We start from the raw sequence: 15,556 nt of genomic DNA on the forward strand, positions 1-15,556 counted from the left end.
GTAAGCGTCCGCTGAACCCCACTTTTCTTATTTGCTCAATATCCCGATAGTGTCCATTATTTATTAAATGGACATTATGTTTATGGCCTTAGACACTTTTATAGACACTGAACAAACGACAGAAAGAACCCGCAGAATCTTCGCAGCTGAGTTTAAACAGTACCTGGTCGAGCTTTGCCAGCAGCCAGATACGTCAGTAGCTAAGGTTGCAATGCAACATCAGATCAATGCCAATCTGCTGCATAAATGGATTCGCCAGTCCAGATCAATGCCCCCTGCATTAAAAAGCCCATCCAGTCCACAGACCGACTTTCTTCCCATCATTCTTCACCCGACTCCAGTCAGACAAGAAGCACCTCCGCCACCTGTGCCAGAGAAGAATGCTGTCGCTCATATCAGGATTCCATTGCATAAGGAACAAGGTTCCGCACGGGATCAGATGATCGAGATCGACTGGCCGGTGGAATCGGCAAAGGAATTACTGCCTTTAATTCAGGGCTTGATCAAATGATCCGTATCGATGAAATCTGGCTTGCTACCCAGCCGATGGATATGCGTGCAGGTATGGATACTGCCATGGCTCAGGTGCTGAGAGCATTTGGCTATATCAAACCACACTGCGCCTACCTGTTCTGTAATAAACGTGGCCATCGCATGAAAGTACTGGTGCATGATGGACTGGGCATCTGGCTGTGTGCCCGGCGGTTGGAACAGGGCAAATTTCACTGGGCTCAGGTTCACCAGGGTGAAACCGTGGCGATCAGCCCGGAACAGTTACAGGCGTTAATTCAGGGTCTGCCCTGGCAGAGAATCGGCTTACAGCAGGTGGTGAATATGCTCTAAACCAAGCTCATCCATTCTGCTATTCTCCAAACGTTTTATTTACACATATTCATGATCTCAGCCATACTGCGGTCATGAATACGCTGCCTGATTTAAGCCAACTGACCCATGAACAACTGCTGGAATTTACCCGGCAGTTGGCGCTGCAGCATCAACAACTCGCAGAAGATAAACAACAATTAGATGCCAAAGTTCAACATCTTGAAGTCACGAATCAACATCTTTCCATTCTTAATCAAAAATACGAGCATGAGCTTGCGCTATTTAAACAGCATAAATTCGGCAGTAAAAACGAACATCTAAGCGCAAAACAAATCCATCTATGGGACGAAGCGGTCGAAGAAGATATTGCTGCGGTTGATCTGGAACTGGAACGGCTGAATGCAGATAAAACCAATGCAGCTGCGCAGAAAGCCCCAGTCAACAAACCTAAACGTCGACCACTGCCAGATCACCTGCCAACCCTCCGTATTGAGCATGAACCTGCATCAACCCAATGTGCTTGTGGCTGCACCTTGCGTCGTATTGGCGAAGATATCAGTGAAAAACTGAATTTCAGACCGGCACAGTTCTATAAGGAACAGCATGTGCGTGGCAAATGGGTGTGTGATCAATGTGACACACTGACCCAACAAGCAATGCCGGCCTATGTGATTGAGAAAGGAATCGCTGCACCTGAACTGCTTAGCCATGTACTGGTGTCTAAATATGCCGATCATTTACCACTGTACCGTCAACGTCAAATCTTTCTACGCGCAGGTGTTGATCTGTCCAGATCAACCTTATCTGACTGGATAGGTCGCTGTGGTGTAGAGTTAGAAGGCCTAACCGATGCATTAAGGAAGGTGATCCTACAGCAAGCGGTGATTCATGCAGATGAAACACCTGTCACCATCATGCGGATGGATGATAAAGATAAAAAACCGAAGAAAGGTTATGTCTGGGCTTATGCAACAACTCAATATAATCCAATTCAAGCCGTGATTTATGACTTTCAGGATAGCCGTTCAGGTCAGCATGCTGAAGAGTTCCTGAAAGGCTGGCAGGGTCATCTGGTCTGTGATGATTACAGTGGCTACAAAGCACGCTTTAGATCAGGTCAGGTCATTGAGGTGGGCTGCATGGCGCATGCACGTCGTAAATTCCATGAGTTGCATGTGACTGGAAAAAGTCAGATTGCAGAACAGGCTTTGTTCTTGATTCAGAAGCTCTATGCGATAGAGGCTGAAATAAGAAAAAATACCGACGGTACAGCAGAACAACGCTATAAGTACCGGCAACAGTATAGTCAAGCTGTTATGCAGCAACTGTATGAATGGCTGACACAACATCAACTTGCAGTACCCTTAAGCTCTGCAACTGCTAAAGCCATCAATTACAGCCTAAAACGTTGGGAAGCCTTAAGCCGTTATCTGGATGATGGCAATCTACCTATTTGCAATAATTGGGCAGAGAATCAAATGCGGCCTTGGGCTTTGGGGCGTAAGAACTGGTTATTTGCAGGTTCGCTGCGCAGTGGTCAGCGAGCGGCAAATATCATGACTTTAATCCAGTCAGCAAAACTGAATGGGCTGGATCCGTATGCCTATTTAAGTGATGTGCTGAAAAGGTTGCCGACACATAAAGTGACTCAAATAGAAGAATTACTGCCACACCGCTGGAAACCTGAACCCCGTTAAAACATAGCAATGGGGTTCAGCGGATGTTTACCGTTGATTCAAAAGGCAGAGAATATAACTGGGATGAATTAACTGAGTATGGATTTAAAGATATAGATCCTGAAGAGTTATTTAGTGGCAAATCTCCAAAATTTGGAGGTCATCATGAAGCTTAAACTGCAAAAAAATGGTAGAACCACTGACTTGGAATTAAATTGGCTAACAAAACAACATGGTGTTGAATGGGCTAATTGGCGATTGTTAGCTAAAGAATGGATCGCTTCCCAAGTTACAAATCTGTCAACTAAATTAAGTGCATTACATATTTTTTTTGATATTTATTTAGTTCCTAAAAATCATTGGGCAAATTCCATAAGCTTATTTTTTGAGGGGAATAGCCTCGGGGAGAAAATTTCAACAGAAGCCCTTAAATTGACTATCTTAGAGAGTACTAATCGATCGGACAATCAATATACAACGACATTAATAAACTATATCGTAAGTTTTATTGATTGGATAATTCTAAAATATTTTAGCTACCCTGATGATTTTGGTAAAAGTTTACCTTTATACGTAAATCCTTTTAGTCGGGTGCAGATTAAGTCTAGCATTCGTACCGAAACGATGCACAATCCTTTACCTTATCGTTATATCTGTGATCTCAGAAAAATTTTATGCCCTGTTACTAATGGAAGTTTTTCTGATTGGGTATGGGCCCATCAAAATCATGACTATATTACCAATCGAGCAAGAGATTGGTTTGATGTCGATAAAAGCTTAATAGATACTAATGACAAAAATTGTGTTTGGCGCATAAGAAAGATTATCCGTAAAGGTAAAACAGTAGTTGTTCATCAAATGTGGTCACCAGTAGCAGCTATGGCATTGTTCTTAAAACTAGAATTACCGTTAAGAACTTATCAAGTACGTATGCTGGATTCAGGTGAAGCTGATAAATATCGATATGAAAATGGAGTTTGGATAGACAATATTAATTTAATACCTAGAACCTCATTCAGCAAAGGTGTATTTAGAAAGTTTAAAGATAATTTATCAGGTATGGATAGTACCGGTTTGTATATCAGTACAAATAAAACAGCGGATCAAAATAAAGATCAATTCGAACGAGGATATGAAATTCCTTGGCAAAATGAAACAGTGCTTTATTGGCTTGAAAAATTAAGGAATTGGCAAGAAAAATATAATCCAATTAGCAAACCTACAGAATGGACTACACTAGAGTCTAAGCATACTGGAAGTAAAAGATCTTATACGTATTTAAGTGGAATGGGATACTCTTGTTTTCTGTTTAGGGATGCCTCAGCTTCTCAAGTTGGCGATAGATCAAAACCTATTATAGAAAGCCCTATAGTATCTTTGTGGTATAAACTTTTATCCCAATTAGAAAACGATCTATTTGATCAAGGCCAAACATTATCAGATGGTAGCGCTTTAAAATTAGTTCATGATTATGGAAAAGATTATCAAGCATTAAAAACGAAAACTGATTTTCCACTACACAGTCTCTGTGTTTCATTAATAACATGCTACATAATGGATGCGAAACTTCCTTTACCTGTGGTTTCAAAACTTCTAGCAGGTCATTCAAGAATTTTAATGACTGTTTATTACACGAAAATTTCTCCTTCTGTAATGAAACAGAAACTAGATCAAGCAGAACAAAGATTAGAAGCTGATGCTAAAGATAATTTGAAAATATTCCTTCAAGACGCTGAAATAAATCAAATACAGAGCAATACAGCATTTAAAGATACACAATCCTTGCAGTCTGCTTTAGCTAGTAGGAACCCAATTGGATGGGAAAATAGATTTCATGGGCTATGTTTAGCCGGTGGAAATTCAGTTGCTTATGCCTCAAATAAATCTTTAGCTGGGTGCTGGAATGGTGGTGAGTTACTTAATGATGGTGATCAGAATAACGTAAAAGTTTATGGGCCTGTTGCACATGGTCCAGAAAATTGTGTGAGATGTCGATGGTTCGTAACTGATGCTAGATACTTACAAGCCTTGACATCTCATTTGAATTTTCTCAGTTATAAAGCTAATGAAGCAATAAATATTGCTTTAGAAAGGCAACGTGAAATTCAAATGCTTGAAGAAAGTAAATATAAAGCTGAATTGAATGATTCACCATTTGTATTTACTCATAAGTTACAAGAACAACAACGATGTTATGAAAAACAGATGATTGAAGCAGATGAATATATTAAGGACTGGATAGCTACTCTTAATCTTATTCATCGTTTGACAGAAATTGAAAAGTCTCGAAACAGTTCGGATAGTTCTAACAAGCTTGTAGCAAATGGAAGTTTAAAAGATATTCGGTTAATGCTGATTGATTCAAACAGCGAGCTTTTACATCTTTCAATGCTTTGCGATGATGCGGAGATATATCCAGACCTAATGGATGAAATTAAAAAAACTTCGGTGGTACAGGAAATGGTTCAGAAGATAAGTCGAGCAATGATGAAAGCAGGCTTTAAACCTTACTTACTTCTCTTAAACACAGAACAACAAATAATGGCAATTAATGCAATGTATCGACAAATGGCTATTCAAACTAAGGAGTTTGATAAATTGACTGCATTCAAAATTGTGTCAGATTATTTAGAGTTGGAATCTTATATGGTTGATAAAGAGATACTTGAAATGGGAGTTGAAACCTTGAAAGATCACATAAAAAATGAAAACCCAAGTGTTTCATTTAAATCACTGCATCTATTGAAATTTAAGGTCAAAAAATAATTATGAGAATTGATACTGATTCAATTTTGAAAGATCTCAAACTTAATAAGTCACCCAAAACTCAAACTTCTTTAGAAAACTTGAATAAGTTATTAGAGATTAAATTTAACAGAAATGACGATGATTACTCAATTGCTACTATTGCTCGTGAGTCTAAAGATTCTGGCGGGATTGGCGAAGTAAGTTTAAGGAATAAAACGGGTATGCATTATCGTTTGTTAATTGATGCTTGGGTCGCTAAGGTACAAACTAAAACGAATAAAAAGCACTCTAAAATATGTAGAAATAACCAAATCTCGAACGACTTTGACTTTATTAACAAGTTAGAAGATCCTGTACTTAGGGCTTTCTTCGGACAAGTACTGAGTCAGAATAAAAGGCTTAAGGCTGAAAACAACATTCTAAAAAGTAATTCTGTCTTTGTTATGGATAATCGACCGAACGAAAAAAAAATAATAAATTTAGACAATACAGATGAAAGAAAATGCAAAAGTAAGCAAATATTGTTAGAAAGTGAAGCTGATTCTTTGAAAGATGCAATTAATCGTAAGAAGATAGAGAGAAGAGGTTGGCATATTTCTGAATCTGGCGCTATTTGCGATGATAATAACAATCCACTTTTTAAGCCAGGCTTTATTCAAGCGATAACAAAAGTTCTTTCGTCGCTTTAATATTTAAAAGCTGATTGTATTTGTTACAATCAGCTTTTCGTATTTATATATATAAAATTATATAAGGTTCTAATTTATTGATATTACAGCGAAAAATTATAAAAATGAGGTTTTATATAGTTTTCACTAGTAATATTTATATTGAGCTTTAATTGTTTCAAAATAACAATAAAGAATATCGATGATTTTTTTCGTTTTATTGATCGCTTGGATCTTAGGCATTTCTACAATGGGGCACATGTGGCCTGATCGCTTAGTTCTATTTGCACCTATTTTTTATGCTATTTCTTTCTTACTACTCATCATCGGCTTTTTTAAACTCCCATTGACGATGAAACTGTATTTTCAAGCTTTAAAAATGGGTTTCATAGCGCTGAGTGTATTTCTCATAGGGCATAATTTCGCTGTAGAATCTTTACAAGAGCGATTACAGCATCGAATAAATGCTGTCGAAGAACGAACTGAAATCGTTTATATCAGCCGTCTAAGCGAGCTAAATCGCAAAGATAGTCGTGAGTTCATCCAACAAATGGCTCAGCTTGCTCATAACGAGAATCAAAAAAGTCATGGCATCCTTTTATATCTCAATGATCGATTCAGTCAAAGTGATTTAAAACTAGGTCACTATTATCAAATCACAGGGACAGTTAAACCGGCTCATAGCTATGCGATACCGCATGTATTTGATCAAGAAAAATGGCTGATTCAACAAAATATCATGGGGACGATGCAAGTTAATCATATTACCCCAATCAGTAAAGGTGATCCTAGACTTGCTCCTTACAAGGGTTTTGTTCAATCTAACTCAAACTGGATCATTGATTTTAAGATTTCTACTGAACAGTTGAGATTGGATTACCGAAATTTCATTCAATCACAATCATTGACCAATAAAGGACTTCTATTAGCACTGCTCACGGGTGATGAAAGTCTGTTGTCAGATGTAGTCAAAGAGCAATTTAGGGTTCTGGGTATATCGCACTTATTGGCGATTTCAGGACCGCATGTATTGATTTTTGCAGTCATCATCTGCTTCTTCATCAATCAAATTATTTCAAAATTTAAACCCCAAATATTCTTAAATATTCCACGCCCTTATCTTTTGGTTATTCCATTCTTAAGTTGTGTTTTGCTGTATACCGCTTTTGTGGGTTTTGAAATTCCTGCAATGAGGACACTTTTAACTGTGACAATTATAAGTGTAGTGATCTTATTGAAACAGCAGGTCAATGCACTAAAACTGCTATTCATGAGCGCGAGTATCTTATTGCTGATTGACCCATTTAGCATCTTATCGCCTGCATTTTGGCTTTCATATGGGGCTTGTTTTATTTTGATACGAGTATATCAAACCATGATGAAGCATCGTAATTGGGTAGATGGTATAAAGGTCGAATCGTGGCAAGTGAAAATATGGACATTCTTTAGAGTTTTAGTCGATTCACAATGGAAAGTCTTTATTGCCTTATTTCCATTGGTCGCGATTATTTTCCAACAGATCTCTTGGATTTCCCCATTGATCAATTTAATAGCTATTCCTTTAATCGGTATTGTTATTGTGCCATTGGAGGTCGTCGGTGCACTATTAAGCACCGTCAGTGAGCCACTCGGATTGTTATTGTTTCATTGTGCAGATTGGGTGCTGAGTTTTTTGTTATCCATCTTAGCGCTACTTCAACGCATATTTGAGCCTCAACTGACTTGGTTGAGTCTTTCATCCTTATCCATTGTCAGTGTCGGTATTGGAATCATCATCTTGTTTTTGCCGAAGCTTGTCATCCCCAAAGCTTGGGCTTTGATTTGTTTTTTACCCTTAGTGATTCCACTGAAAAGAGAACATGAGTTTGGTTTGACAGTATTGGATATCGGGCAAGGGCAAGCGATACATATACAAAGCCAAGATCAACAGCTCATGATTGATGTGGGTGGATATTATGACGAGTCGAAATTTAGCGTTGGTCGCCAACTCATGATTCCCTATTTGATGGGTGAGGGAATCTCAACACTTGATCAAGTTTATCTTTCACATTTAGATCAAGATCATGCAGGCGCATTTAACCCAATTGCTCAAACTTTAAAAATAAATCAAATTAGATCTAATCAGCAGGATGAACGCTTTCAAGGCTTTAATTTTGATTATTGTTATGCAGGTCAAACTCAGCATATTGGAAACATTCGCCTAAGTGTGCTTGCGCCGCAACATGAAAATCTCACAGATGTTGATGAAAATAAAAACGAGTTGTCTTGTGTGATTTATATTGAGGTACTAAACGCAACAGGGATGAAAAATTTTCTGATTATGGGCGATGCAGGTTGGCAAACTGAATATGAATTACTGCAACAATATCCAAATCTTCAAGTGGATGTGCTCATTTTAGGCCATCATGGTAGTCAACATAGTTCATCCTATGATTTTCTAAAGCGAATCAAACCAAAACTTGCGATTGCATCGGCAGGGTTTAATAACCGTTATCATCATCCACACCCCATTGTGCTTGCTCGGCTTGAAGCCTTGTCAATTCCATATAAGACCACCATTGATCATGGCAGTCTTCAATTCACTTTAAAAAATGGGGAGATCAACATTGAATCTTATCGTGACTCGAAGCTGTGGTTAAGACGCGAATAGTTAGCCTTTAATTTGCCTTCAGTGAGTTGAACATGCCTCAATCTCTGATGGGATTGGAATTGAATCAAGTTCCATTTGAGCCTGTTCTCGAACTTGGGTCACTTTTGAGAGAGCCTCCTCATGCTCTATATTATAGATGTCATGTAAAACTGGATTGGCTCTAAAGCGTTTATAGCTCCAATGTGCATGTTCAGGATATCGCGCAATCAAACCTTCAATCGCTTGATGAATCACTAAAGTCCCATCCGTTGCCGAACCTTCATAGATTTGGGAATCGAGGGTTTCAATATGAATATCAAAATCTTCGGTTTCATTTCTGATGGCATAAACGAGCAGTGCAGTGGCTTTGGTTTTTTGAATAAGCTTAGAACTCAGATTGCTTGAGTCTAAGGGTAAGCCAAAATATCGGATCTTTTCAACGCCATGTTTAGGCGTATGATCAGGCAGAATGACAGTTGTTCCACCTTGCTTCAAGGCTTTGAAAATTTGTCGTACACCCGATTCATCCGTTGGAACAAGATTGGCTTGTTCACGACTACGTGCGGCACGTACAAACCGATCTGCATCCTCATTTTTGATGGGCTTATACATGATGGTCATTTTAGAATGTTGAGCAAACCAAGCATTCATGACTTCCCAAGTTCCAAAGTGAGGGGCAAGTAACACAATCCCTTTTTGGGCTTGCATCGCGTCATGGAAATGCTCAGCACCATGAACCTTGCGTATACGTGAAATATTTTTCTCATTTGAGCTACCCCAAATGCTAAAGAACTCCATATAAGATTGCAGCTCATGAGAAATCGCCGCACGAGCAATTTGATTTTTATGTTCTGTTGTTAAATGGGGCAAACAAATATCAATATTTAAGCGCACTACGTTTGCAGTTTTACCTATATGAAAATTATTAATTAACCCGGCAAGAATGCGTGCAAAAAGGCGTGAAAATCGAATGGGACGACGGCTGAAAAAGTTTAGTAATCGTGTTGTCGTCGAAGGTGTATTTTCAGTCATCTTGTCAGTATGTAGATTATTTTCTAAGTGAGGGCGCTTGGTGAATATTATAATTTAAATTTGGCGTTTTAGGCAGTTTAATGCCATTACATGTATATAATGTCGCATTAATAACGAATTTGGATGGTAAATATGTCCGATTGGCCGCCACAACCTCATAATGATAATCGTAATTTAAACAAACAAGTTACTGGTAAAGAATGGGGAATTTTAGAAAAAGCTGTATTGGCTTCAGTTGAAGAGCAAAGACGTACACGTCGTTGGGGGATATTTTTTAAGTTTCTAACGTTTGCATATATTCTATTTATATTGGTCGTTATGGGACGCGGTTGTTCGACGGCGAATGTCGATGCCAGCGCGACAACAGGTAATCATCTAGCTGTCGTGGATATTATCGGAACAATTGCTGCTGATGAGAAAAGCGTCAACAGTGAAGATACGATCAAGTCACTCAAAAAAGCATTTGAAAATAAACAAAGTAAAGCCGTGATTCTTAATATCAATTCACCAGGTGGTTCACCTGTTCAATCTGATGAAATTTGGCAAGAAATTCAAATTTTAAAGAAAGCACATACGGATAAAAAACTGTATGCGGTGATTGGTGATACGGGTGCTTCAGGTGCTTACTATATTGCATCTGCTGCGGATCAAATCATTGTTAACCCATCTAGCTTAGTGGGTTCGATTGGTGTGATTATGCCAAATTATGGTGTCAATGGTTTGATGCAAAAACTTGGTGTTGAAGATCGCACAATGACCTCGGGTCAAAATAAAGCACTATTGTCGATGACCCAGCCTGTCGATCCTGCTCAAAAGGCGCATGTTCAAGGGGTATTGGATAATGTTCATGGACACTTTATTGACGCGGTGAAAAAAGGTCGTGGTGAGAAATTGAAATCTAATGATCCATCTATTTTCTCAGGTCTATTCTGGACCGGTGAGCAAGCAGTCACTTTAGGGATTGCAGATCGAATCGGTAGTGTAAATGCATTAAAACGTGAATTGAAAATTGATAAGACTGTGAACTATACGATTGAGCACAATCCACTGGATTCAATTTTGGGTCGAATGGGTGCAACAGTCGGACAGGGTATTGCATCATCTATTTCACAGCAAATTCAGTCTGAACAAACGACGAAGTTACAATGAAACCACTTATTCATTTCGCACATGCCAATGGTGTGCCTGCTCAAGTCTATCAAAAACTATTTGATGCTTTGAGTGGTCAATTTGATGTGATCTATGTGCCATTCATTGGAACAGATCAGCGCTATCCTGTGGATAATCATTGGGAAAGTATGACTCAACAAGTGATTGATCATATTGTCCAAAAAGCCAATGGTCGTAAGGTGATTGGCATTGGTCATTCGTTGGGCGCTGTTCTGACATTTAAAGCAGCTTTAAAGCGTCCTGATCTTTTTGAACGCGTGTTGATGATGGATCCTCCTTTGATTTTAGGCAAAGAATCCTTGATGCTGCACATTGCAAAAGTCTTGAAGCTCAAAGCTGTAGATTCAATGTCTCCAGCTGCTCTGTCATTGCGCCGTCGTGATCATTGGGAAAGTCGTGAGCAAGCTGCTGAATTATTGAGACCTAAAGGGTTTTATCAAGAATTTGATCAGCAATGTTTTGATGACTATATTCGTTATGCTTTGACAGATGATCATCTACGCGGTGGCGTTGAACTGACTATCCCGAAAATGACAGAAGTTGAAATTTTCAGGACCAATCCTTCCTTGTGGTGGATGCCTCAAGCTAAACCCATGATTCCTGTGGACATGCTTGTTGCTTCTCAAGGGCCATTTTTAGCACGTAAGTTTCCTCACAAAGCTGAAAAAAAATTCGGGATACCTTTTCATATTTTTGAGGGAGGGCATATGTTTCCTTTGGAGCATCCGATCGAAGTCGCGGAAAAAATTAAAACTTTAGTGCTTCAATAAAGTACATTAAACCTATTTGCTCCAGTCTAAGAAATAATGATCTATCAGTGTTATTTTGAGCAATAAAAAACGCATCTTAAGATGCGTTTTTTATGTGAAATCTATGGCGGGTTTAGATTTACCCATCATGATTTAAACTCATAATTTACAAAATTGAAGTGGTTCGACTAAGGCTTGACCACGGTATAAAACACCCTCTTGCGTGTATTTAACTGTTCCATTGCAAATCCATTCAACAGCTTGAGGATAAATCAGATGCTCTAGAACATGAACACGTGAAGAAAGTGTTTCAATATTGTCATTTAGCGCGACCTTGACGACACCTTGAGCAAGGGCTTGACCTGCATCAAGTTCAGCCGTGACATAGTGCACTGTGCATCCATGGAACACATCGCCTGTATTTAAAACACGTTGATGTGTGTGCATGCCCTTGTAATGTGGCAATAAAGAAGGGTGGATATTCACCATTTTCCCTTCCCATGATTTGACAAAACCTGCACTTAAGATGCGCATGAATCCAGCGAGAATAACCAGATCAACATCCCAGTCGATTAACTGTTGATGCATGACTGCATCAAAGGCTTCACGATTAGGATAATGCTTATGTTCAATCACAGCCGTCGCAATATTGGCTTTTTGTGCACGTTCTAAAGCATATGCTTCAGGCTTGTTGGAAATCACCCCGACAATTTGCCCTGAAAGATTGGCATCAATCAAGGCTTGAAGGTTGGAACCACTACCTGAAACAAGGACAGCAATTTTAATCATAATAGCGACTTAAGCAAAAACCACACGGATTTTTTCGTCAGCGCCTTCAACAGATTCTGCGTTGTCTACGATATGACCCATAGTCCAAGCTTTTTCACCTAAACCGTTTAAGAGTTCAACTGTTTTGTCGGCTTCAGTTGCATCAACAACAAGCACCATACCTACACCACAGTTAAAGGTACGATACATTTCGAACTGTTCAACGCCACCTTCTTTTTGAAGTAGTTTGAATAATTCTGGCCATTCCCAAGAAGACTCATTTACAACTGCTTGAGCGCCATTTGGGAGTACACGTGGAAGATTACCTGGTAAACCACCACCTGTGATGTGCGCCATCGCGTGAACATCAACATGCTTAAGTAATTCAAGAATAGATTTTACGTAAATGCGCGTCGGTTCCATTGCAACATCTGCAAGAGGACGACCATCAACGATTTGAGTTAAATCAACATTTTTTACATCAATGATTTTACGAAGTAAAGAATAACCATTTGAATGAGCACCACTCGATGCTACACCAACTAAAACGTCGCCCGCTTTAACTTTAGTGCCATCAATAATTTTGCTTTGCTCAACAACACCGACACAGAAACCTGCAAGATCGTAGTCATCGCCTTCATACATACCTGGCATTTCAGCAGTTTCACCACCGACCAATGCACAACCAGCAAGCTCACAACCCGCGCCAATACCTGTCACTACATTAGCAGCAACATCGACATTTAAATGACCTGTTGCATAGTAATCAAGGAAGAATAAGGGTTCAGCACCACAAACCAGAAGATCGTTCACACACATGGCAACCAAGTCTTGGCCAATGGTGTCATGACGATTTAAATTCAATGCTAAACGTAATTTTGTACCAACACCATCTGTGCCAGATACGAGAACAGGTTCTTCATAACCTTTAGGGATTTTACAAAGGGCACCGAAGCCGCCAAGACCGCCCATCACTTCAGGACGTGTAGTACGCTTTGCAACAGATTTGATACGATCGACTAATGCGTCGCCCGCTTCAATGTCGACACCTGCGTCTTTATAGCTTAAACCAGTGTTATGGGTAGAGGTTGAGTTGCTCATAATGAAGTCTCCGCATTCGCGCGGAGATTATACCTGAATATACGAAACTCTTATGGTATTTATGCCTTAAAATGTTATCTTTAGCGAAATATTTTTATTTCAATAACGAATCACTTAGAAAAAGGCGAGATTGCATGCAAGATCGTACATTAAAACGAATTTTTATTATCGCTGGGCTAGCGCTTTTCCTATGGATTTTATATCTATTAAAGCCTGTCGTCATTCCATTTATTATTGCTTTTCTTGTAGCTTACTTATTTAGTCCATTAGTCGATAAACTACAAAAGATGGGTCTGCCTCGATGGTTCTCGATTGGCGCGGTCTTTATCGGCATTGGTGTAGCGGTAACCATGGCGTTCTGGTACATCGTTCCATTGGTTTGGAAACAGTTGATTATTGCGCGCGATAGTATTCCTGTCGGTATTAATTGGATTAACTCCAATTTTCTTCCATGGGTATCCAATACCTTTAATGTCGAAGAAATGGAGATCGATACCAATCACATGTCGACGATTGTGATGGATTATATTCAGACCAACTATAGTACTGATAGTTTGCAAGCCATGGCACTCAGAGTGGCTCAATCTGGACTTAACTTTATTCAAGTGGGCGGTACTGTTGTCCTCATTCCGATCATCGCTTTCTATTTCCTCTTAGATTGGAGAAGAATGCTGGATAGTTTACATCGCTTGATTCCACGTCCATATGAAAAAACAACGCTCGAAATTGCAGGTGAATGTCACAGTGTTTTAGGTGCATTCGTTAAAGGGCAATTCTTGGTCATGATTTTATTGGGCATTGTTTACGCAGTTGGATTACAACTGATTGGACTTGATGTTGGTTTAATCATTGGAATGATTGCAGGTCTGGCAAGCATTATTCCTTACCTTGGTTTTGCTGTCGGTATTGTTGCAGCCGTGATTGCCACATTACTTCAGTTTGGTGTGGATTGGATGCAGCTTGCCTTGGTTCTGGTTGTATTTATGATTGGACAAGGCGTGGAAGGCTATGTATTACAGCCTTTCTTACTTGGCGATAAAATCGGTCTTTCTCCTGTAGCTGTAGTGTTTGCAGTGCTGGCAGGGGCACAACTTGCTGGATTCCTAGGAATGCTCATTGCATTGCCTGTCGCAGCTGTGATTGTTGTACTACTTAGACATGCTCGTGATAGCTATGAAAAAAGTCAACTTTATGGTTATAACAATGTTGAAATTCAAACGGATGCTTCTGGATCTGTGAGTATTCGTACTCAAGACGTGGATATTGATGTTGAAATTAAAGATCCAGTTGTAAATAATCAGCAAGTTACTGAAAATTCTAGTAACATAGATTTACCAGATCGAAAAGAACCATAAGGGCACTTTCATTAGATGCGTCAATTACAATTGAATATAGAACCCCAACTCGATGCTCGAATCAGTGATTTCTCTGGTCCGGGTTGGGGGCCTGTAATCGATGGCGTTAGACAGTTACATGCCGGACTGATGAACCGTTTTTATCTGTACGGTGGAGCAGGCACGGGTAAGAGTCATTTGCTGACAGCGATTTGTGATTCTTATTTGGAAGTGGGAAAGTCTGCAATCAAGGTTTCTCTACTCGAATTACTGGATGCACCGATTGAAGCAATTACTTCACTGGAAATGTATGATTTAGTTGCCTTAGATGATATTGAAGCGATTAGTGGTGTGCCTCATTGGCAAAAAGCAGTATTTCATCTGATTAATAATAATAATGAGGGAGGAGGACAATTGGTTTTCTCCTCTCGTGTTGCACCGATAGAGCTTAAGCTTGAGCTTCCTGATTTGCAGTCACGCTTAACACAGGCTGTCAGTGTGAAAGTGCCTACTGGACAGTCCTATGCAGATCGATTGGCATTACTGACCTCAGTAATAGAGCGTAAAGGTCTTCATTTTGATCCACAAATCATTGATTACTTACTGATGCATGGTCCGACTCAGACCAGTACCTTACTTCAATCCTTAGAGCAATTGGAAAAGCTGTTACAAGGGGAGAAAGTGAAACTGTCTAATGCGACGATCAAGCAAATCTATGCATTGATTGATGAATATAAGCAATAAAATATCTAAATTTAAATTTTTTTGACCATGAATTTCATTCGTCGAAAATAATAATCTGTAACCCAAAAAAAATTGTTTAAATTGACCAAATGTGACAAAGTACGCGAAAAGG

Annotated in this window: 14 protein-coding genes; 11 read left to right on the top strand and 3 right to left on the bottom strand. The window is 39.3% G+C overall.

Annotation, left to right across the window (positions count from 1 at the left end):
• The first annotated feature begins 82 nt into the window (after window positions 1-82).
• The 7 genes from AC5YCE_RS13485 (at window position 83) to AC5YCE_RS13515 (ending at window position 8,567) form a co-directional block, all read left to right on the top strand.
• Complete coding sequence (locus AC5YCE_RS13485; protein WP_496125720.1) at window positions 83-511, top strand: transposase; 429 nt, start codon at window positions 83-85, stop codon at window positions 509-511.
• Window positions 508-843, top strand: coding sequence for an IS66 family insertion sequence element accessory protein TnpB (gene tnpB / locus AC5YCE_RS13490; RefSeq protein ID WP_496125721.1), 336 nt, complete (start codon window positions 508-510; stop codon window positions 841-843). Before AC5YCE_RS13485 ends, tnpB begins: the two co-directional genes overlap by 4 nt.
• A gap of 74 nt (window positions 844-917) precedes the next feature.
• Window positions 918-2,522 carry an IS66 family transposase gene (gene tnpC / locus AC5YCE_RS13495; RefSeq protein WP_496171426.1) on the top strand — a complete coding sequence of 535 codons (1,605 nt, stop codon included), beginning with the start codon at window positions 918-920 and terminating at the stop codon, window positions 2,520-2,522.
• 23 nt (window positions 2,523-2,545) lie between these two features.
• Window positions 2,546-2,677, top strand: a complete 132-nt coding sequence (locus AC5YCE_RS13500) for a hypothetical protein (protein WP_496172384.1) — start codon at window positions 2,546-2,548, stop codon at window positions 2,675-2,677.
• A complete protein-coding gene (gene gmtZ / locus AC5YCE_RS13505; protein WP_496172385.1) occupies window positions 2,667-5,267 on the top strand; it encodes a gamma-mobile-trio integrase GmtZ in 2,601 nt (866 codons plus the stop codon). The genes AC5YCE_RS13500 and gmtZ overlap by 11 nt, the downstream gene beginning before the upstream one ends.
• A gap of 2 nt (window positions 5,268-5,269) precedes the next feature.
• Window positions 5,270-5,938 (top strand): gamma-mobile-trio protein GmtX, encoded by a 669-nt coding sequence (gene gmtX, locus AC5YCE_RS13510; RefSeq protein ID WP_496172386.1) that lies wholly within the window; start codon window positions 5,270-5,272, stop codon window positions 5,936-5,938.
• Between the two features lie 181 nt (window positions 5,939-6,119).
• Window positions 6,120-8,567, top strand: coding sequence for a DNA internalization-related competence protein ComEC/Rec2 (locus tag AC5YCE_RS13515; protein WP_496172387.1), 2,448 nt, complete (start codon window positions 6,120-6,122; stop codon window positions 8,565-8,567).
• A gap of 18 nt (window positions 8,568-8,585) precedes the next feature.
• Here AC5YCE_RS13515 and AC5YCE_RS13520 read toward each other — a convergent pair whose 3' ends face one another.
• On the bottom strand, window positions 8,586-9,578 hold the full coding sequence (locus AC5YCE_RS13520) for a lysophospholipid acyltransferase family protein (RefSeq protein WP_496172388.1): 993 nt from the start codon (window positions 9,576-9,578) through the stop codon (window positions 8,586-8,588).
• Between the two features lie 132 nt (window positions 9,579-9,710).
• On the opposite strand from AC5YCE_RS13520, the gene sppA reads away from it, so the two are divergent.
• Entirely contained in the window at window positions 9,711-10,727 is a 1,017-nt protein-coding gene (gene sppA, locus AC5YCE_RS13525) for a signal peptide peptidase SppA (RefSeq protein ID WP_496172389.1), read from the top strand.
• Entirely contained in the window at window positions 10,724-11,518 is a 795-nt protein-coding gene (locus AC5YCE_RS13530) for an alpha/beta fold hydrolase (RefSeq protein ID WP_496125085.1), read from the top strand. Before sppA ends, AC5YCE_RS13530 begins: the two co-directional genes overlap by 4 nt.
• A gap of 138 nt (window positions 11,519-11,656) precedes the next feature.
• Here AC5YCE_RS13530 and purN read toward each other — a convergent pair whose 3' ends face one another.
• Together purN and purM are read right to left on the bottom strand one after the other, a co-directional pair.
• Window positions 11,657-12,286: a phosphoribosylglycinamide formyltransferase gene (gene purN / locus AC5YCE_RS13535; RefSeq protein WP_496125084.1), complete on the bottom strand. Its 630-nt coding sequence runs from the start codon at window positions 12,284-12,286 to the stop codon at window positions 11,657-11,659.
• A gap of 9 nt (window positions 12,287-12,295) precedes the next feature.
• A complete protein-coding gene (gene purM, locus AC5YCE_RS13540) occupies window positions 12,296-13,366 on the bottom strand; it encodes a phosphoribosylformylglycinamidine cyclo-ligase (protein ID WP_496172390.1) in 1,071 nt (356 codons plus the stop codon).
• A gap of 134 nt (window positions 13,367-13,500) precedes the next feature.
• Here purM and cxpE point away from each other — a divergent pair, with 134 nt between their 5' ends.
• On the top strand, window positions 13,501-14,721 hold the full coding sequence (cxpE, locus tag AC5YCE_RS13545; protein WP_496172391.1) for a chloramphenicol efflux transporter CxpE: 1,221 nt from the start codon (window positions 13,501-13,503) through the stop codon (window positions 14,719-14,721).
• Between the two features lie 15 nt (window positions 14,722-14,736).
• A complete protein-coding gene (hda, locus tag AC5YCE_RS13550) occupies window positions 14,737-15,444 on the top strand; it encodes a DnaA regulatory inactivator Hda (protein WP_496125081.1) in 708 nt (235 codons plus the stop codon).
• Window positions 15,445-15,556: the final 112 nt, after the last annotated feature.

The organism is Acinetobacter sp. CY79 (assembly GCF_059515845.1).